The organism is uncultured Fibrobacter sp., assembly GCF_947305105.1.
Lineage (GTDB): Bacteria > Fibrobacterota > Fibrobacteria > Fibrobacterales > Fibrobacteraceae > Fibrobacter.
The window spans coordinates 1-18,850 of sequence record NZ_CAMZCS010000008.1; the positions used below are offsets into that span (position 1 = coordinate 1).

The 18,850-nt window shown below is 51.3% G+C and carries 16 protein-coding genes; 4 read left to right on the plus strand and 12 right to left on the minus strand.

From position 1 onward, the window contains the following. Nucleotides 1–117: 117 nt before the first annotated feature. From Q0Y46_RS05680 to Q0Y46_RS05690, 3 genes are all read right to left on the minus strand, one after another. Nucleotides 118–1,164: a carboxypeptidase-like regulatory domain-containing protein gene (locus Q0Y46_RS05680; RefSeq protein WP_297945712.1), complete on the minus strand. Its 1,047-nt coding sequence runs from the start codon at nt 1,162–1,164 to the stop codon at nt 118–120. A 17-nt stretch (nt 1,165–1,181) separates the two neighbouring features. After that, nucleotides 1,182–2,009: a TIGR02147 family protein gene (locus tag Q0Y46_RS05685; RefSeq protein WP_297945714.1), complete on the minus strand. Its 828-nt coding sequence runs from the start codon at nt 2,007–2,009 to the stop codon at nt 1,182–1,184. Nucleotides 2,010–2,097: 88 nt separating this feature from the next. Continuing rightward, the gene (locus Q0Y46_RS05690; protein ID WP_297945847.1) at nt 2,098–3,243 is read right to left on the minus strand and encodes a tRNA-dihydrouridine synthase family protein; all 1,146 of its coding nucleotides are present in this window, start codon (nt 3,241–3,243) and stop codon (nt 2,098–2,100) included. Nucleotides 3,244–3,349: 106 nt separating this feature from the next. Here Q0Y46_RS05690 and Q0Y46_RS05695 point away from each other — a divergent pair, with 106 nt between their 5' ends. Together Q0Y46_RS05695 and Q0Y46_RS05700 are read left to right on the plus strand one after the other, a co-directional pair. After that, nucleotides 3,350–3,727: an HU family DNA-binding protein gene (locus Q0Y46_RS05695; RefSeq protein ID WP_295678965.1), complete on the plus strand. Its 378-nt coding sequence runs from the start codon at nt 3,350–3,352 to the stop codon at nt 3,725–3,727. Nucleotides 3,728–3,865: 138 nt separating this feature from the next. After that, nucleotides 3,866–4,750 (plus strand): phosphoribosylaminoimidazolesuccinocarboxamide synthase, encoded by an 885-nt coding sequence (locus tag Q0Y46_RS05700; RefSeq protein WP_297945716.1) that lies wholly within the window; start codon nt 3,866–3,868, stop codon nt 4,748–4,750. A 228-nt stretch (nt 4,751–4,978) separates the two neighbouring features. Here the strand turns inward: Q0Y46_RS05700 and Q0Y46_RS05705 are convergent, their stop codons facing one another. The 6 genes from Q0Y46_RS05705 to Q0Y46_RS05730 form a co-directional block, all read right to left on the minus strand. Beyond that, entirely contained in the window at nt 4,979–5,665 is a 687-nt protein-coding gene (locus Q0Y46_RS05705) for a hypothetical protein (RefSeq protein WP_297945718.1), read from the minus strand. A 1-nt stretch (nt 5,666) separates the two neighbouring features. Next, nucleotides 5,667–6,752, minus strand: a complete 1,086-nt coding sequence (locus Q0Y46_RS05710) for a glycosyltransferase (protein ID WP_297945720.1) — start codon at nt 6,750–6,752, stop codon at nt 5,667–5,669. Next, the gene (locus Q0Y46_RS05715) at nt 6,753–9,233 is read right to left on the minus strand and encodes an NPCBM/NEW2 domain-containing protein (RefSeq protein WP_297945722.1); all 2,481 of its coding nucleotides are present in this window, start codon (nt 9,231–9,233) and stop codon (nt 6,753–6,755) included. 339 nt (nt 9,234–9,572) lie between these two features. Beyond that, on the minus strand, nt 9,573–12,989 hold the full coding sequence (locus tag Q0Y46_RS05720) for an MFS transporter (protein ID WP_297945724.1): 3,417 nt from the start codon (nt 12,987–12,989) through the stop codon (nt 9,573–9,575). Between the two features lie 238 nt (nt 12,990–13,227). Further along, a complete protein-coding gene (locus tag Q0Y46_RS05725) occupies nt 13,228–14,127 on the minus strand; it encodes a hypothetical protein (RefSeq protein WP_297945726.1) in 900 nt (299 codons plus the stop codon). 73 nt (nt 14,128–14,200) lie between these two features. Next, nucleotides 14,201–14,500 (minus strand): type B 50S ribosomal protein L31, encoded by a 300-nt coding sequence (locus Q0Y46_RS05730; RefSeq protein ID WP_290958763.1) that lies wholly within the window; start codon nt 14,498–14,500, stop codon nt 14,201–14,203. 90 nt (nt 14,501–14,590) lie between these two features. On the opposite strand from Q0Y46_RS05730, the gene Q0Y46_RS05735 reads away from it, so the two are divergent. Further along, nucleotides 14,591–15,160, plus strand: coding sequence for a hypothetical protein (locus tag Q0Y46_RS05735; protein WP_297945728.1), 570 nt, complete (start codon nt 14,591–14,593; stop codon nt 15,158–15,160). Between the two features lie 99 nt (nt 15,161–15,259). On the opposite strand, the gene Q0Y46_RS05740 is transcribed toward Q0Y46_RS05735, so the two are convergent. The 3 genes from Q0Y46_RS05740 to Q0Y46_RS05750 form a co-directional block, all read right to left on the minus strand. Beyond that, nucleotides 15,260–15,457 (minus strand): hypothetical protein, encoded by a 198-nt coding sequence (locus tag Q0Y46_RS05740; protein ID WP_297945730.1) that lies wholly within the window; start codon nt 15,455–15,457, stop codon nt 15,260–15,262. 577 nt (nt 15,458–16,034) lie between these two features. Beyond that, nucleotides 16,035–16,544, minus strand: a complete 510-nt coding sequence (locus tag Q0Y46_RS05745) for a nucleotidyl transferase AbiEii/AbiGii toxin family protein (RefSeq protein WP_297945732.1) — start codon at nt 16,542–16,544, stop codon at nt 16,035–16,037. Further along, nucleotides 16,541–17,125 carry a hypothetical protein gene (locus Q0Y46_RS05750; protein ID WP_297945734.1) on the minus strand — a complete coding sequence of 195 codons (585 nt, stop codon included), beginning with the start codon at nt 17,123–17,125 and terminating at the stop codon, nt 16,541–16,543. The genes Q0Y46_RS05745 and Q0Y46_RS05750 overlap by 4 nt, the downstream gene beginning before the upstream one ends. A 419-nt stretch (nt 17,126–17,544) precedes the next feature. Here Q0Y46_RS05750 and Q0Y46_RS05755 point away from each other — a divergent pair, with 419 nt between their 5' ends. Next, on the plus strand, nt 17,545–18,849 hold the full coding sequence (locus Q0Y46_RS05755) for an ABC transporter ATP-binding protein (protein WP_297945736.1): 1,305 nt from the start codon (nt 17,545–17,547) through the stop codon (nt 18,847–18,849). The last annotated feature ends 1 nt before the right edge of the window (nt 18,850 follow it).

Sequence of the window (18,850 nt, forward strand, 5' to 3'; positions counted from 1 at the left end):
CCAGAAGGCTTTTACGGAACTACCGGCGTAGCCGGTAGTTTTCTTTATACAATAAAGACTGCCATTTTGCATGGCAGCCCTTATAAGAATCCTTGCAATCCAGGTTGATTGAAGACTCTAGCGTTCTACAACAAGAGTACCGGGATATATTTCGGCAACGCAGTCGTTACAATACAACATCAGATCATAAGTATTTTCCGGAAGCGCATCGACTGTAATATACCCGCGTTCCACATCCTCAAGCGAAATTTTAATGTCAGGAGTCCAAGTATAGCACTTATTAACGTTATAGCAATCCATGCTGTGAATGCTCAAATACACGCCTTTCTCCAGAGCCTTTTCCACAGGAGCATCGACAACATCCCAATCGCCATCATGCTCTTCTATGTCTCTAAAATGAATGGAATCCAAAGGCACATTGACTGAATAGGCCGGTTCCAAAGACACATTACCTACGTCAAGAATATTACGACCATCAACTTTAATCATAGAAGCTTCATCAAAGCGAAGGCTTTCATTGGTGCCAAACTTTTTGTTCTCCGAAATAACGCGAGTCGGCAAGTTATTAAATACGGGAATATGTTCCATTCTCGCCGCGCCATCTTCCGCACGCGCCGCTTTACTAGAATCCGCATAAACCGGGATGCCCTCTTCATACGTCAAGAAATTCACACTTTCCATATAAAAGTATCCGTCACCATCCGTCGTAAACCACCGGCAATCATCACTATAAGATGGACAAGATTCTTCGGTATAAACCTTGGCGTTGGCCAACGGTTTCCCACTCGGATCAACCACACGCCCCTTCACATCCGCATACAGATAGATGTCCTTATGAGCGCCACATGTTATTCGACCCCATTCTATAACCTGCGAGCCTTCCAATGTCGTGAGCGTATCCACCTTATATTCGATTTCCTCCTCGTCATCAACAGTATCTTTGGAAGTTTTTTTCGCAAGGGTTTCTATTACGCACGAATTTTTTCCATCGCTGAATTTCTTTTCAAAATCGGCCGTATCCAGACTTGCAACCGACGGATTACCCGTATTCGTCTCGCTGAGTGTTGATGCCGAACTGGCATTATCATCACTACAACCAACGAACATCCCAAGACCAAGCAAAGCAAAGGCAAGGCCCGTTTTTGTCAACTTATTAATAAACATTTTGAGTCCTCCTAGACTTATTTTTTCAAATTTGTGAATAAATGAACATTCAACTGGTGAACGCCAGTCGCCTTCTTCTTGTCGAGCATAATAATCTTACGCACCTTGGCCTTCAGGCCCTGGATTTCTTTGGCAATCGCCTTGAAAGCATCATCGGAAACGCTGAAAGTGAAAGTAGCCATATCCGACGATCTTTCGTCACTTGCAAGTAGAGCCTGCTTTGAAAGTTCAAAGCACTGCAGCTGATACTGGCGCACCAAATCGCTATTGTTATAGGCGCCGCTGCTCACCGAGTCGCGGCAACTTTTCCAGAAGCCATTCTCGTTCTTCCGCACAAAACCGAGGCGTTCCAACAATTCCAAGGAACGTTTCAGAGTACCCACGGAAACCTTCGGGGAAATCAATTTCTGGATAGGTTCAAGGTCGTCCGAAACATCCACAACTTCCAACGCCGTAAACAGCACGCTGTTATACCAGTGACTATAATATTCGTAGGCGTCTTCGTTCAAGATGCGGTGGGAATCCGGGTGCTGCTTCAGCAGTTCCTCGAAAAAAGCGTTCCGTTCCGTCGCGGTCTTCGCCTGGTCCATGTTCACCATGGCCTCGAAATACTTGGCTTCTTTTTTATTCAGGCCAAGCACTTCAACAAACTTGGGAATCATCCGGCTAGAAAGCTTTTTCCCCTTGATAATGTCGTTATAGTAACTGCGAGTCTTGGGGAGCCCCAACAGCGCACACGCTCCAGCCCTAGTAAAATCAGGGTCTGTCTGCACGCGAGCGGCCTGGTACTCGTCCAAGTACTTGCGAAAGTTCGTGAATTGAAATATGTCAATAATTTTGTCCATACCCTAAATGTACTCAAAATTTGACTCAAAGTCAATACCTTTTGCGAAATTTTTGAGATTTTTTTTGAGTACATTTAAAGATTATGGATTATCGACCCTTGAACTGGTCACCAAACTTGAGTTCGGTCTCTTTCGCGCCGTTCAAGTTCACCAGGCGGTCCGGGTCGAACACGAGGTCTTTCGCGAGGCCTTCCTTGAGGGACTGCGCACGGTCCAGCAGTTCAGCAGAGCAACTGCTCGAAAGGAGCGACTGGCGCACCTGCATCGCGACATCATTGTCGGCAGAGGCTTCGTCTAAACAAAATCCCTTGCACAGCCTTGCGCCGAGCTGCTTGAGCCTGCCCAGCGCACCCATCTCGGTAGAGCCGTCCTCGATCTTGAACCCGTAGTACAGCTTGAAAATTTCGAGCGCCTCGGCAGCCGTAATCACGCGTGCGGGCTTGCCTTCCCAGGCGTCTGCAATCTGCCCGAAGATCCACGGGTTGTGCATGGCGCCGCGGCCAATCGCGACACCGGCAACGCCGTAGTTCTCTATGCAGTCGAACGCGCGGGCGACGCTGTTCACGTCGCCGTTGCCGATAACGGGAATCTTGGCCGCGGCCGCGGCCTTGCCGATCCAGTCCCAATCGGCAAGGCCGTTGTACCCCTGCAAGCGGGTACGGCCATGCACCGTGAGCATCTCGACACCCTCGCCTTCGGCAATCGCAAGCGTCTCCATTATATTAACGCTTTCGGAGTCCCAGCCGATGCGGCACTTGAGCGTGAGCGGCACATCCACACCGCACCCGTCCAGCGCGGCCCGTACATCGTGCAGAATCTCCTGCAAACGCGGCAAATCCCTTAGCAGGCCGGAGCCACTGCCCTTGCCCGCCACCTTCGGCGCCGGGCATCCCGCGTTCACTTCTATATAATCAGGATGCAGGGATTCCGCTATTTTCCTAGCCGCAGCGGCCATGCGGTCCGGGAAGCGACCAAAAATCTGCACACCGAACGGGCGCTCTTCCGGGAAAAACTTCAATTGCTTGTGACCATCCAAATTGAACACCGCATCGCCGTCTGTGGGCACGAACTCCGACACGAGGAGCCCCATGCGGTCGCCCGAAAGCACCCGACACAACCGACGGAAGGGTGCATCCGTCACCCCGTCCATCGGAGAGAGGATCGTATTCGGGAAAACTTCCATGGAACGGAGCTTGAAGGAAGTCTTTTTCGGGATTTTGGGAGTCTTCAACATTTTAACCACATCTATTCACAAATTTTCCGCAATAAGAGCCCCAAAAAAATATTTAATTCTTATTGTCCTCACCAATTTTTTTAAAAGCTAACCTATATTTTATGTCGTGCCAAACATAACGAAACAAAGTCTGATACAAGAAATAGCCAAGTCCACCGGATTTGTACGGGGCGACATCAAGACCGTAGTGGAACAGTTCCTCGAACTTGTCGGCGAAAAGCTGGTAGACGGGAACACCATCGAAATCCGCGGCTTCGGCACCTTCTCCTGCAAACCTCGCAAGGCCCGCCCCGCACGTAACCCGCGCACGGGCGAAACAGTCCTCATCGAGGAGCGCCTCGTCCCCACGTTCAAGTTCAGCAACGACATCAAGGACAAAATCAACTCGCTCGAGACCATCTTCGATGGTGCAACCGTCGAACCAGAGGCCAAGGAAGAAGATATCGAGATTCCGGCGCAAGGCATCAACCTCGCTGCCGAATAGCGGATTCCAACGCTTCCTGCACATAGATTTCGAGGCGGATTTAATCCGCCCAAGCCATCAATTGTTTCTTTCTTGAAAGCTAGATATCTAAATAAGACGTGATTCATCCTCTCGTCTTTTTCTAAATTTAGGGGCACTATGAGTCTAAAATTTGAAACCCCCATTACCGAAGTTCCGCTGTTCCACCAGGGCAAAGTACGCGACATGTACGACCTGGGCGACAGCTTCCTGATGGTCGCCAGCGACCGTCTTTCCGCTTTTGACGTGGTGCTCCCCACCCCGATCCCTGGTAAGGGCAAAATCCTCAACCAGCTTTCGCTGTTCTGGTTCCAGCACCTCGGCATGAAGAACCACCTCATCACCGCCGACGTGAACGAATACCCGGACGTGCTCAAGAAGCACGCCGACTACCTCCGCGGCCGTTCCATGATCGTGAAGAAGGCCCACCGCCATTCCGTGGAATGCATCGTGCGCGGCTACATCGTGGGTTCCGGTTGGAAGGACTACCAGAAGACCGGCAAGATCTGCGGTCATGTCCTCCCCGAAGGCCTGCAGCTCTGCCAGAAGCTCGAAAAGCCGCTCTACACGCCGAGCACCAAGCCCGACGTTGGCCACGACGAGAACATCAGCTTCGAACAGACTTTCGATATCGTGGGCGAAAAGGTCGCAACAACGCTCCGTGACATGTCCCTCGACATCTACACGAAGGCCCGCGACTACGCTGCCTCCAAGGGCATCATCCTCGCCGACACCAAGTTCGAATTCGGTGAAATCGACGGCGAAACCATCCTCATCGACGAAGTGCTCACGCCGGACTCCAGCCGTTACTGGCCGGCAGACAAGTACCAGGTCGGCAAGAACCAGGAAAGCTTCGACAAGCAGTACGTCCGCGACTGGCTCGAAACTCTCGACTGGGGCAAGACCTACCCGGGTCCGGAAATTCCGCCTGACGTCGTGAAGAACACGCTCGCCAAGTACGAAGAAATCTTCGTGCGCCTCACCGGCAAGCAGCCGGAACTGTAGAACGCTTGGGTCTAGAAAATAGAGACTACCTTTGACCACTTAGTGCTTTAGCACTTATGTGGGCATGGCCACCTTTAGGTGGGTGGCAAGTGAATAAGAATCACGCACTTCGTGCGTCAATATAAGACGGCGAAGCCGTGATATTTCTCCCTAGCCCCTAGATCCTAGATTCTAACCCCTAATTCCTCATACCTCAAAGGGGCTTTAGCCCTCGCTCACCGCTCTCCGCTACTTTTTCGTCAAGCGAAGTATTCCTTGCTTGTTGTATTCGGGGCTGTCTTTCGGAAACGGATTTTTCGCCTCGGCGCGGAGCACGTAGACTTCGCCTTCGCCAATGTCCACCTCGGAGCCGGACTTGGCGGGAATGCAGTCGCCATAGATGGCGTCTGCAGCCAGGAGCAATGCGCTTTCCGCATTCTCGACCGACTTCGCGAGGCAAAGGTCGGGCAACGAGAACGCCGCCATTCCCAGAGTATAGACAACGTTGTCCCCTTCCACGAAGTTGATCCACGTGTCCATGGGGAATTCCACGTCGCCGAGCACTTCGCGGAAACGCTCCGCCGTCCAGGCGGTTCCGGACTGCTGCATGTACACGCCGAGAGCGCCCGCAGCGAGAATCTTCAATATGGCGGAGTCCACCTGGCTCACGTCGTCGATGGACTTGACTTCGCCCAAGAGGAACAGGAGCGACTTGTGCGCATCGATGGCCGCAGACTCTTCGGGAGAGACGGAATCGTTCTCGGAAAACAGGCCCGAGAGCCCCGCAGCGGCGGCCTGGCGCACCACGTTAAATTGCACGCCGCAACCCGGTATGATGACGTTTGCGGTATCCTTGTCGATAGAGACGTGGTCCGTAACCTTGAACGGTTCATCACAGGCGACGTTCAGCGGGAAGGCAAGCACAAACTGCGGCATGTCAAGTTCTCCTTAAAATTTGGGTAACGGCATCCGACAAAAGCGTATTTTTGGATTGTCGGGGCAATTCAACAACATCGGCCCGTTGCAGAGCTTTACTCAACGAATCTACAGACAACGAACCTTCTTCTATAGACACAGCGAAACCCGCTGCCGACAAATCCGCAGCCAAGACAACTTGCTCGTACTGGCCCGGCGTAGGTACAAAGATGCACTTTGCACCGAGCACTGCCATATCCATGACCGTACTGTAACCGCCACGCGAAATAACCCAGCCGGCCCTGGAAATCACATCCGCAAATTCCTGTGTCGGCAGGTGATTATAAAACGTCACATTCCCTGCAGTCCAAGTTTTCAGCGAAGAAGCGGGCTTGCCCAAAATGACCACATGTTTACCGGGAATTTGCGGAAGCACGGAACTGAGTCTGGACGCAAATCTGGAGCGCGCCGGTTCCACACCGGACACGACTGCGACAATGTTCAAGTCTTTTTCGGTGGACTGAGTCAACGGAAGCATCGCAAAACGCGAAAGCGGGCCCACGAACTTGAGCGGGCGCGGGCAACGCTCGACATGGGACAAGCTTCCCGCATAGCCGGGGAACTCGGGAACGTCGGGCACCCAGACTTCGTCAAAACGCGACATGACCGAAGCGTGCCAGGCGGCACCGAACGCTTCGAACATTCGCAACATTTTCGGGAAAGCTATCCGGCATTGGTGCGTCATGTAGACGCTCTTCGCCTTGCGGGAACGGAACGCGAAGCGATTGTCCGACACCAAAATGTCGTAGCCGTGACGCTCAACCATTTCTTCGGCGTAATGGTGTTCCGCGCGCATGACGGCCCGCAAATGGGCGCTGTTTTTCAACAGCCAGAACGCCATGTTGTAGCCGTGTTTGGGATAGACTATGTTGTAAGACGGTGCCAAGCGCTGGCGCACATCGGGAAACATCTCGCGCAAAATGGCGGCATTTCCCCTGGTCACTGCCAGTTCCACGTCGCAGCCCTTTTCCAGGAACTCACGGACAACCGGCGCACATCGCGTCGCGTGTCCAAGACCCCAGTCCAGCGGCGCGACGAGAACTTTCACTTATTTGGCCTCCAGCCAGGCATTCGCCCAGTCACCATGGTCGCAGTTCTTCTCGTCGCCCATGTCGATGCGCAGTTCAAGGCGCGAAGCCCCACTGATATCCACGTCGATGCTCTTTTTCTGCGTGGAGTAAAGCCTTTCGGAATGGTACACTTCACGGCCGTCCGCCAAGACAATGAAATGCACGCCGTCACCGCAGGCGCTTTCGTCATCCAGGCCGACAACGGCGTGGAACACGGAATACGGGCGATTCAGGGAATAACTGATCTTGGAATTCGCATGGCTACCGATGCCGTAGCGGAATACTTCCTTGTCAATCGTCAGGCGATGGTGTTCCACGGATTCGTTCTTTTCGGGGTTGCCCCATTCCTGCGAATAACCATCCCATGTCAGGTTCGAAAGCAGTTCCACATTCTCGCCGGGCACAAAGAAGTCCTTGACCAGGTGGACGGTATCGTCATCCGGCATGATGCAATCGAACATCGCCCTGTTCAAGCCCTTATGAATCTTCGTGGAATCCAAAGAAACAACATCTTCGGACTGAGAAACAACGAGTTCCTCGACCAGTTCGCCGTTCAGGGAGTACTTGCAAGGAATCGTCTCCGGGAATTTTTTGCTGATGACAAAGTTTCCGCTATCCGGTTCCGAGACGAGGAATTTCATCGTGTAGTCGGATACGCCCTTCTTCGCGTTCATCTTGTAAACGGCGAGCGGGTAACCGAACAGCTTGGGTTCAAGCAACACGCGCTCGTTCTTATAGTCATCAAGAATTTCATCAATCTGGTCAGTCGTCTTGAAACCGACCACGCGGCTCTTGCGGTTGAGTTCGCCATAGCCGTCCTGGCCACGGACCAAGTAGATGTTACCATCGGAAACTTGCATCCAATTAGCGAACGTTTCCGTATCCCAGCCCATGAAGGTCCTTTCGCTAAAGGCGCTGTGGCCCTGCGCAAGCATCTGCCACGGGCGAGCGTAGATGTAAATCGAGTTCGGAGGGAGCGTCGCAATGTACTTGTTCAAATAATCTTCTTCGGCCAGGAGCTTGTTCTTGTAGTAAAGCATATTGGCGCGATAGCTATTCACATGGAAGAACATCAAACCAAAAGTCATGATAGCGGCAATAGCGACAGTAATGCCTGCGGCACCGTTATCATTCATCTTAGTGCAGAACTTGAGCGCATCGTAAAGGCCGAGCGCCATAATCAGCGCAAACATCGGGAGCGCCACCAGCACGTAACGTTGGTTGATATCGATAGTGAACGTCCCCGACACGTTGAACATGATGACGAAAATCTGGAGGCAGAAGAAAATGCCGAGCAAAGCACCGCGCCAGTAACGGCGATAAACAATCAAGCGGAACAGCAACCAAGCCGTCGCCGCAAGCAGCAAGATAGTGAACGACGTGTAGAACGGGTTTTCCATGACCCCGGCCAAATTGGGATCGTCCTTGAAGTTCAGCATCACTTCAAGATTGGTCTTGAGGTTGAACCAGAAGTTGCTGAAGGAATGTGCCGCATGTTCACCACCCTGGAAGTCGTAACCGCGATAGGCGGCCATCGTGTTCACGGACGGCCAGCTCACGAAAATCACGGAAAGCACGAACGCGGGGAGACGGTAGGGCCTCTCGAGGAAATAGCGATAGTAGAACAGCGCAAACGGGATAAAGGCAAAAACAGTCTCCTGACGGGTCTGCGCAAAGAAGCCCAGGAGAGGCACGGTCAGCAAGAAGTGCTTCCACGTGACCTTGTTCGTCGGTACAAATGCGTACCACGCCATGAGCACGGCAAGCAAGCAAATGTACAGGACTTCGGTAGATGCTGAACGCGCCTGCAACAGATAAATCGGCATGCCGCCTAGGAACGCGACCGCGGCAAGCGCCACCTTCTCGTTCTTGAACCATTTCGACAGCGCGAGGAAAAACGCGATGAGGCTCAAGATGAAGAACGGATAGTTCACCAGCAGGGCCGTATCACGATTCGGAGGCATGATATTGAAGACGAGCGAATAGACAAACGCAAGAGCCTTGCCCTTGAAGTTGTTCACCTCGACCTTGCAGTCGAGCACACCATCTTTCCAGATGCCTTCGTTACAGACGCCGCCAGAATGTTGGAAGTACATCTGGAGGCCCATGGATTCCCAACTTGTCTCGTCGCTCAGCACACGGTGCGTGTTGCTGATGTTGCTGAACATGAAGATGGAGAACGCAGCCAAAATAATGGCAAGCCAGCAGAACGACTTGCCCGAAGGCAAGAAGGACTTGCCGTTCTTGGCAATATAGGGAATATTGACAACGGCACCGACAACCAACAGGATAAACGTGAAGAGGATACTGATGTACCCCCACTCGATATCCCAATGGCGTGCGTACGGGACCGTAAGATTGTTAAAAATCAGGAATGCAAGAATAAGGATGCCCAAAGTCGTGCCGGCAGCAATAGCCGCCCCACGGCCCAGGCCAAGGGACTTAATGAAATTTTTCATAGTAGTGCAAATCTAGTTTTTTATGAGCGTACTGCCCAAAGGTCATGCCTGTTTTTATACGTAGAAAAGGGATTAATGTTTTTTATTTATGCGGGAGGGGACCCAGCTCAGAGTGGACGCCAAGGCGTCCGTGGCTACGTTCGGTCATATCGGCAAGCAAGCTTGCCGCTGCGACACTCACTTGCTCACTTTAGCGAAGGCCGCACGGTCCCCTCCCTGCACCCACCCCTTCCTTGGCCGACGCTTCTATTCTCAATACGTTTATTCATACTCTAAATGTTTAAAAAATTTCTCGCTTTAAACATAAGGTATGCTAGATTATTTTTTGAATTTGGGGATTTACGTATTGGAGATGCCGAGGCGTTCCATGGCGATTTTCTTGCCGGTCTGTACATCGGCCTTGCCGCTACCCAATTTGGGGAGCTCATCCACCTTCACGACAGCACCCGGGAGCATGAGCGGCGGGAGCCCCACCTCCTTGAGCATCGCCTTCACCTCGTCTTCGGACTTGTCGCCTGCGAACACAAGCACGATTTTCTCGCCCTTGCTTCCATCGGGAACGGCCACCGCAAAGTGGTCAATTTCGTCGAACAGCGAGCATTCCGAAATCTTGAAATCCACAGAACCAAGGCTCACCATCTCGCCACCGAGTTTTGCGAAACGGCTGTAGCGGTCCACAATCGTGAGGTAGCCGTCTTCGTCCACATGGCCCTTGTCACCTGTCTTGTACCAGCGTTTGCCGTTGATAACAGCAATCGCCTGCGTCGTCCTATCCGGGTCTTTCAAATAACCCTTCATGATTTGAGCGCCACCGATAAGGATAAGACCGTCTTCGCCAACGCCAAGTTCTTCCATGGTGTCGGGGTCCACGATGCGGAACTGCGTTCCGGGGAGCGGAGCGCCGACAGTTCCCGGCTTGTTGCCCTCGATAACGGTCTTGTAGTCGTCCATGAGCACATCCTTCGTGTTCACGGCCGCCACCGGAGTCGTTTCTGTACAACCGAAGCCTTCAAAAATTTCCAATTTGAATTTAGTGCGATACAGCTGGCGCACGTCTTCACGAATTTTCTCGGCTCCGGCGTAGATAGCACGCACATGCGAGAACATCAGCGGGTGTACAGCGCGGTTCAGGCCCCACATGCGCAAGAACGTACCCGTCGCCACCATGATACTCACCTTGAACTGAGCGCACATGCGCGAAACAAGACGCGCATCTGTCGGGTCGGGGCAAGTCGCCACCGGCACACCTTCTACAAGGCACAACATCGTCGTAATCGAAAATCCAAACGCATGGAACAGCGGGAGCGAACCGAGGAACACGTCCTCCGCACTCGGCAACAACACGCTTTCGCACTGCTTGATATTGCCCATCAAGTTCAAGTGCGTGAGTTCCACACCCTTCGGGCGGCCTTCGGAACCAGAACTGAAAATAATCGTTGCCACATCGTCGAGGCTGACCTTTTTAAAGAAGCGCAGTTCCAAATACCAAGCCGGCAAAATCAGCACGCGCAAGAAATTCTTCACAAGCGTCGACTTATGGAGTTGCGTTTTCAGGTCTTCCATGTAATAGACTTTGTACTTGTCAAGCAACACCTCCATCGGGAGGCCCTTCTGCTTGAGCTTTTCAATAAACACGCGTGCGGTAATAATCGTCTTCACGTCGGCCACGTCGCAGCAGTATGCCATCGTTTCGGGCGTGTTGGTGTAGTTCAAGTTGTAGACGGTCTTGCCGCGAATAAGGCAGGCCATGTTCACAATGATGCCTGGGCCAGACGGCGGAATGAGTACGCCCACCTGCTTTTCGCCCTTCGTGAGTTTGTCTATTATTCCTGCAAAAGAGAGTGCAGCGGTCGCAAGCGTATTCGCCGAAAGGTGGTTTCCGTCGGGGCTATACACCGAGGGCCCGCTCCCGACATGTTTCACCGTACGGATCCACGCCGAGGCCACCGGGCGCAACTTGCGGATATAAGTCGTCCACGCCGTAATGGAAAGTTCCTGCACGGAGCGTTTCACCATCATAGGAGTCGAATCGAGCGGCAGTTCTTTGCCAAAAGCAACCGAGATTATGCGGCCACCACTGTGAACCAAATCCTTGAAGCCCGCATCGGCCATGGAGTAACTGCTGCCCCAAAGCCCCTGCACGTAGAACGGCAACAGCTTGACTCGCGATACATCTTTTATTGCAGCCGAGTAATCCAGGCGGAAGCGGCTCATGTTGCCCGTAGCGGTCATCGCATTTTCGGGGAACATCACCACAGCTTCGCCGCGCAGGAGCGCCTTGCGAGCCTCTTCCATTGCGGGGCCGGGGTTTGCAATGTCGAGGTCGATTGTCTTCATCTGCGAAAGCAGGAGCCTCACGTACCATTTTTCAAACGGCCTACGCGTAATCACAAAGCGCAACGGTCTCGGGCTCGCCATTTGGATCATTGCCCAATCGATGTACGAAATGTGGTTACCCACCATGAGCACCGGCCCTTCCCAGGGAATGTTCTGCACGCCCGTGACAAGGAACTTGTAATGCATCGAAAGCGCCGAACGCAACAACTGGCGGAGCAACGTCTGCGGCATCGCCCAAAGAGCCCACACCGTACCGGCAAGGCAGAAAATACCGAGCGCCATAAACAATGTCATCCGGTCTACTGCAAAATAGCGGATGGCGGCAACGGCCATAATCTCGAAAACGAGGATGCAAAGGTTCTGCGCCACATTACTGAGCGAAAGCACATGGCCCGCCGAACGCGGCTTGGTATTGTAGAGGAGCATTGCGAACATGGGGAGCATGTAGATGCCACCGCAAAAACCGAGCAGAGCAAAAGCAATCGCATTGTAAGGCCGCCCAATGAACGGGATCAGGAACATGAGAACCGAAGCCCCGGCCGTCCCCATAGGGATAAGGCCCGTCTCGATAAAATCGCGGGACATCTTCATCGCGAACACGAACCCGACAACCAAACCAATGACCGTCCCGAAAATCGCATAGTTCGCCAGCACATCCTGATTGAACAGCGAGCCCGAACTGAACTGGTCCTGGATGACAAAGACCATGAGGAAAATCATCATCCAGAACATCGAAAGGCCGATGATAGACTGGCGGAGCGCATGGTTCCTCCAGACTTTCGCCATCTTACGGCGCATGAACAGCAAATTCCAGTAGCGGCCCCACGGGAACTTGAGGTCACTGTCGTAAGCCCCGATATGCGGCAGGCACAGCGCGGCAAAGAACCCGACCAACTGCAATCCGCCAAGAGCATAAAGCGCCTGCAATACAACACCCGCCTTCACGGCAAAGGCAAGCGCCACACCCGCAAATATCACTGCGGAGAACGTGACAATCATGAGGATGCCACTCCCCTTCACCAGGGAACGCACGCCCACCAGTTCCTTCATGTAGCCGTTCTTGGCAGGGCTCTGGAACGCCTGCAACACAAAGAACAAGCCAACTGCCGAGAGCATCATGATCAAGTTCGAGAGGTAGGCCCCGACACAAAAAAGCCCCACCGCAGGGAGGGACAGGAAAGTCGTCCAGAAAAGGACCTTTTCTTTGGGATACTTGTCAGAGAAGAAACCCGCAGGAGTTAGCAACAACACGCAGGGCAACAGGAACAGCAAGTGGAAAGCATAGAACTCCCACGAGCCCGTCGCCGTGAACCCCAGACGGTTGAGCGTAAATTCCATGAAAGCGAGAATTGCCGTCGATACGGCCACTTGCGTAAACGCAAGAATGTAGAAGGAAGAATAGCTCCTGATCTTTTTCATTTACGGTACTTCCTATAATACATGACGGAGGTATCTGTAAAAAATAGATTTTTGCAACCTCAATTTCGTAATTGGAAGCAGTTCGTAAGATTCAACCCCTCAAAAAACACTAAAATCGCCAATAATTTCCATCTTTATTTTTTATTTACAAACAATTATAGCCCCGCCTTTAAATTCACCATAAAAAAATCCCATGCATTCGCCATGCACGGGATTCTTTAAATTAGTTTGTCTAGAACTACTTGACTTCGAAGTAGTAGGTCTGGAGAGCCTTCTTATCCTGAGTGAACTGGATAATCTGCTTGCCCTTCGGGAGGTTGCCCGTGATTTCGTAGAGGCCTTCGGCCTTGTACGTCACAGTGAGAGCAGTACCCTTGGACTTGTCAGCAAAGAGGCCCTTGGTTTCGCCTTCGCCAAAGCCGGTGCAATCCTTGTGGGAAGCAATCGGAGCTTCGACAGCCGGATAAGTCGTAGCGATAAGCGGAGTGGAGACAGAGTTCGCATTGCGGTAGAACACGTCGAGCTTGCCGTCCACGACACGCGGAGCCGGGAGCGGGAGCATCTTGATGTCCGGCTTCACGACCTTAGCAGCCTTCTTGGCCTTCTTGCCTTTCTTGCCCTTCTTGGCATTCTTTTCGGCTTCAGCAGGCGGGAGCTTGGCGGCTTCGGTAACCTGCGGCATTTCGAGGCGGTAACCAGCACCCGAAGTTTCGCCACAGTTCACGGACCAGATAACCCATTCGTTGGAAATCTTGACCGGGCCCTGTTCGCTGCCCTTGTACAGACCCGGATCGACCTGGTCGCTGTAGCTGTAGAGCGTAACAGTTGCATCCGGATTTTCTTCGGTAGTCGTAACCGTGCCACGGCCGAGGATATACTTGGAACGGCGAGTCAAAATACGATAGGAGCCCACCGGCACATTTTCGAACTTGAACTTGCCTTCTTTGAGCAAGTCCTTGTGTTTGTACTTAGGAGACTGCGTACCATAAATGGTGGAGTCCATCCAGACAGTGGGTATTTCGATGTTCTTTCCGGTGAACGGGTCAAGAACAACACCTTCGACAGTTCCCTTCTTATCGCAACCCGTCATTGCAAATGCAACGAGGGCGGCGGCAACCAATGTAAGCTGTTTTTTCATTGTTATCCTCATTGTAAAAACGTTCGTATAGAATGTAGAAAAGCCCTCCCTTGCGGGAGGGCCTTCCGCAAAATTATTCGGCGTCTTCGGCCTTGGGCGCAGCCTTGCGGGTCTTGCGCTTTGCACCAGTGATGTTGCCAGCGAAACGCTTGTTGAAGCGGTCGATACGGCCAGCCGTATCCACGCGATGCTGCTTACCCGTCCAGAACGGATGGGTATCAGCCGTGATTTCCAGGGAAATCACGCTATGTTCAACACCATCGATAGTCTTCTTTTCGGCGGAAGACTTCGTGGAGCGGGTGATGTATTCTTTACCCGTATTCGCATCGACGAACACGACCGGTTGATAGTTAGGGTGGATACCTTCTTTCATTGTATTAACTTCCTATTGAAGTGAGTTTGAAAGTCCCAAATTTAAAAGAATTTCGGAATTTTGGCAAGCGAAAATAGTATTTTTGGAGACATGAAAAGAATCTTCGGAATAGCGGCTTTGCTCCTGGTTGCGTGCGGAAACGACGCCCCCGTTATAAAAATCGTCGAAATAGACAAAAAAATGCCCCTCTTGGCATGGCCAGATGAGCACTACATCGCCACCGTGGATTCCGTCATCGCTGCAGAAAAAGTGATACCCAACAAGGATTCCGGCAAGACTCAGCTCACCCTGAACGCCTTCAAGGCCCCGTCCCTCGCGCTGCCGCCCAAGGCAGGGCAAAAGCAAACAGCGCATAAAAATGGCGAAAAGAGGCGCGAATCCGTTGCAAAGGAAAAGGTCGACAACAGCGCCGAAGTGTTCATGGACAAGTTCAGCAGGGCGCTCTCCGCCCTCCAGTCCGACCCCTCCAACGCCAAGCTCTACAAAACAGTAGAAGCCAAGGATGGCGACGACCTGTTCAAACTATTGCGCCGTACCTATGGTGCCGGTTCGCAGAACCTCCCACGCTTTTACGTTTTGTCTGCACTGCAGTCCGTAAACGCCGGAGTATCGCTCGAGCACCTGAGTGCCGGCGACAAAGTCAGGGTTCCAAAACTGTAAGCGCTCCGCCTACACCTTTTTTGCAGACAAATTTCTTGCAAGCCAGTCATGCAATCGTCAACCACCTCCGGCTCGGGAGTCCAATAGGTGATTTTCTTTTTACACCGCGACCTTGAACACGATGCCGCCCGTCACGTAACGGTGGATGATGGAATTGATGAGCGTCTGGTAAGGCATGCCCGCGGCCTTCGCCATTTTCTTGATGCCGTTCAGGTCGTCAAGCTGCATGCGGATGGTGATGTTTTTCGCCGAAGCGGACTCCTCAATTGACTCATCTATGAATTTCGACTTTGCCATTTTGGGACCTCCATTGGTAGCTTCGGTTGATTATGTATATTTATAATATACATAACTTATAAATTTTCGTCAAGTACATTTCATCCATTTTTCGCACCCTCCCGAAATCGATTTTGAGATTAGTGATCCTAAGTCTGTTTTTGCATGCAACGGCTCTGCTAGGCCAATCTGTACGCCCGACCTCGGCTAGCAAACTTTTGAGGTTTCGTAAGCCCCTTCCAGGCTGTTTATTCACTACAGAACCGTAGTTTTGACCCAAAAGTACGGTCTGGCCCGACAGAGCCCTTTTATAGCTCTGTCAAGCCCACTTTACAACTTTTTTCAAATTCTACCGGAACCCGGAATATTGGTAGTGGACAGCATCCCGAAGGGCAGATTATTTGGCGACCTGTCCCTCAAGATGTCCCTCAAGAAGTCCCCCAAGAATTGTTTAAACAATCCGTTGTTAGACTCAATTTTTCAAAGTCTCTATTTGTGAAATTTTGTCGTTAAAAACAACAAACCGGTCCGCTTTCTAAAGTAGAGTTAAATCGCTCCAACGGCTTCTTTCAGAATCTCCAAAGCACTTCTGCACACCTCAGAAAAAGTTCTTCCTGCTGCAAAGACATATATCAAACATTGACCAAAATAGCTGAAGGACCGGCTTAGGCGTAATCGCATCACCGACAGTCACATCAACATAAAAGGGGACCGTCATCGGAGCAAACGAAGCCATCATATACGCTCGCAATCCGGGATAGGAATCCTTTTCACGAATATCTTCTATTCGGTCAAGTAAAAATGTAAAACCATCCTGCAAGTCTTCCGAACAAATAGACAGCAAAGCCTCTTTTAGCGTTGACGGATCGACGCTGAACCCAGTAGCCGTCGCATCAATATCCATCGTCGTTCTTTTTGCAACGCCAACAAGCGAGGATGTCAAGAAGCCACCTTTCAGGATGAAGTTTGTGCGATAGTCGGACTTTGCTAGTCGGCACAGGAATCGTTCCAAGACATATTTTTGCAAAACACCCTGAGCCGTTACGCCAGATTCACAAGCAATTTTCTTTATGGCGGCTTTTAGTTTAGCGGCATTAGAAAAACTCACAGCAGAATCTCCATATAATTACGAACACGCTTTTCTACATGAAGAATCCTTGCATAGTGCATGAGTAACGCAATATCTTTCGCGTCACTTCGAGCGTATTCCTTGAAGGCATGGTTCATTGATTGGACGTCATCTCCACGGACAATGTCACATAGAGTCCGCTCGATATTATAGCAACGGACCACATTGCCATAAGGAGAAAGAACGTCTTGTACGCCTAGGTCATAGCGTTCGGCAACAACAATCTTGCATTTTATTCCGTTTTGCTTGGCCGCGCTTACGTTGTAACCTTTGGGAAAAGTCATATAAAGCGAATACGGAATACGGTCCGTTTTTTTCAGAAGATATAGGGCAGTGCTTCCAGAAAAAATTCCCTGCGAGTAGGTGTGTTGCCAAATGGCAAATTCGTCTTCGAGTTGGCCGGACAAAAAATAGACACCCCGAGCACCTTTGCTCAGTCTTCCAGCCGTCACACATTCTGCCAATGCGCGACGCTGAAGCCCCGCCTTGGAGACGGACGATGCCGTGACCATGCCGTTGTTCTCACCGGCCATTTCTATGATTTTTGCGCAATCGTTCATAGATGTTCGAACATTTATGTAGACTCTGTTATTTAAAATATACATAAAAGTTCACTCTCGGTCAAGTTCGACGTCGTCTTTTCCGAAAATAAAATAGAGGAAGCATAAATATCCTTACATTTCTTCATCTTTCACTCCTTTGACGCTTATGGCGTCCGTGGCATCGGCTCAGAAATAAAATCAAGTAACTTGATTTTGCTTCATTCGCCTCGCACACTTTTGCTGCGGACAGGCGTAAAACCGCAGTAGTTTGAAAATTTGAACACTAGAACATTTGTTCACTATCAAATATAGTTTCGGGAATCATTATTGTCAATAGGTTTCCGATTTTTTTCACCGGGCCTCGGATGCCGCAATTTCGCGCATTTTTTTTGAATCGGCTTCTCGGCTGTCCCTTATAATCTATATTACTCAATAGAATGACAACCGCGATCGAGTTTGAAAATATCAGCAAGCAGTACCGCCTGGGGCTAGTGAGCACCGGGACGCTCAGCCACGACCTGAACAGGTTCTGGCAGACCAAGGTGCTGCGCCGCGAGGACCCCTACCTCAAGGTGGGCGAAGTCAACGACCGCGCGCACAAGGGCAACAGTGATTACGTGTGGGCCCTGAAGGATATCAATTTTAAAGTGGAACAGGGCGACGTCGTGGGCATCATCGGCAGGAACGGTGCCGGCAAGAGCACTCTCCTCAAGCTGCTGAGCCGCGTGACCGCCCCCACCACCGGGACCATCCGCGCACGGGGCCGCATCGCGAGCCTCCTCGAAGTGGGCACCGGATTCCACCCGGAGATGACCGGCCGCGAGAACATCTACATGAACGGCGCCATCATGGGCATGAACCGCGCCGAGATTACCCGCAAGCTTGACGAGATTGTGGACTTCAGCGGCTGCGAACGCTACCTGGACACTCCCGTGAAGCGTTACAGCAGCGGCATGACCGTACGCCTCGGATTCGCCATCGCGGCGCACCTGGAACCCGAAATCCTCGTGGTGGACGAAGTGCTAGCCGTGGGCGATGCCGAATTCCAGAAAAAGGCCATCGGCAAGATGCAGGATGTAAGCCGCGGCGAAGGCAGAACCGTGCTGTTCGTGAGCCACAACATGGCAGCAGTAAGAAGCCTGTGCAAAAGAGGAATTGTATTAAAGAGCGGCCTTTTAAACTATGACGGCAACATCAATGACGCCATCGAACATTATTCCTCAGAAATCCAAATCACTCCAACGAAACACGTTATCATCACAGACGATTTACGAATTGACGAAGAGATCAACAAACACCGATTTGACTATTTGGAAGCCTGGTTTCTCAATGATCCCGAAAACATGGCAACAGAAGAACCTATTCGAATGAGGTTTCGAATTAAGCACATTGATTTTTCGCAAAAAACCTTCCAAGTCGGAATTTTCATAGCCAATGGAAACGGACAACGCGTTGCATGCTGTTATACAGACCCTGTAAGAGCCCCAGAAAATCAAGAAGTTTTTGATATAGAGGTTCTTGTTCCTCACCATAATTTAGCAAAGGGCAAGTACACAATTGACCTCAAACTATCCAACTTCAACTACATTAATTATGGTTCCGAATATGACCAAATTGCCAAAGTTTTTTCTTTTGAAATCAATTATGTAGATGAAGCGCATACAAAGCCCTTTGGCAACTGGATTCCCAATTACGGGAACAGCTGTATGAGAGATGTTTCTGTAAAAATTCTGGAGCTATAAT

Excerpts from the sequence above, each read along its gene's own strand:
- Q0Y46_RS05750 (WP_297945734.1), bottom strand. The coding sequence starts at position 17,125 with ATGAACGATTGCGCAAAAATCATAGAAATGGCCGGTGAGAACAACGGC.
- Q0Y46_RS05725 (WP_297945726.1), bottom strand. The coding sequence starts at position 14,127 with ATGAAAAAACAGCTTACATTGGTTGCCGCCGCCCTCGTTGCATTTGCA.
- Q0Y46_RS05755 (WP_297945736.1), top strand. The coding sequence starts at position 17,545 with ATGACAACCGCGATCGAGTTTGAAAATATCAGCAAGCAGTACCGCCTG.
- Q0Y46_RS05705 (WP_297945718.1), bottom strand. The coding sequence starts at position 5,665 with ATGCCGCAGTTTGTGCTTGCCTTCCCGCTGAACGTCGCCTGTGATGAA.
- Q0Y46_RS05715 (WP_297945722.1), bottom strand. The coding sequence starts at position 9,233 with ATGAAAAATTTCATTAAGTCCCTTGGCCTGGGCCGTGGGGCGGCTATT.
- Q0Y46_RS05685 (WP_297945714.1), bottom strand. The coding sequence starts at position 2,009 with ATGGACAAAATTATTGACATATTTCAATTCACGAACTTTCGCAAGTAC.
- Q0Y46_RS05680 (WP_297945712.1), bottom strand. The coding sequence starts at position 1,164 with ATGTTTATTAATAAGTTGACAAAAACGGGCCTTGCCTTTGCTTTGCTT.
- Q0Y46_RS05690 (WP_297945847.1), bottom strand. The coding sequence starts at position 3,243 with ATGTTGAAGACTCCCAAAATCCCGAAAAAGACTTCCTTCAAGCTCCGT.
- Q0Y46_RS05730 (WP_290958763.1), bottom strand. The coding sequence starts at position 14,500 with ATGAAAGAAGGTATCCACCCTAACTATCAACCGGTCGTGTTCGTCGAT.
- Q0Y46_RS05720 (WP_297945724.1), bottom strand. The coding sequence starts at position 12,989 with ATGAAAAAGATCAGGAGCTATTCTTCCTTCTACATTCTTGCGTTTACG.
- Q0Y46_RS05735 (WP_297945728.1), top strand. The coding sequence starts at position 14,591 with ATGAAAAGAATCTTCGGAATAGCGGCTTTGCTCCTGGTTGCGTGCGGA.
- Q0Y46_RS05740 (WP_297945730.1), bottom strand. The coding sequence starts at position 15,457 with ATGGCAAAGTCGAAATTCATAGATGAGTCAATTGAGGAGTCCGCTTCG.
- Q0Y46_RS05700 (WP_297945716.1), top strand. The coding sequence starts at position 3,866 with ATGAGTCTAAAATTTGAAACCCCCATTACCGAAGTTCCGCTGTTCCAC.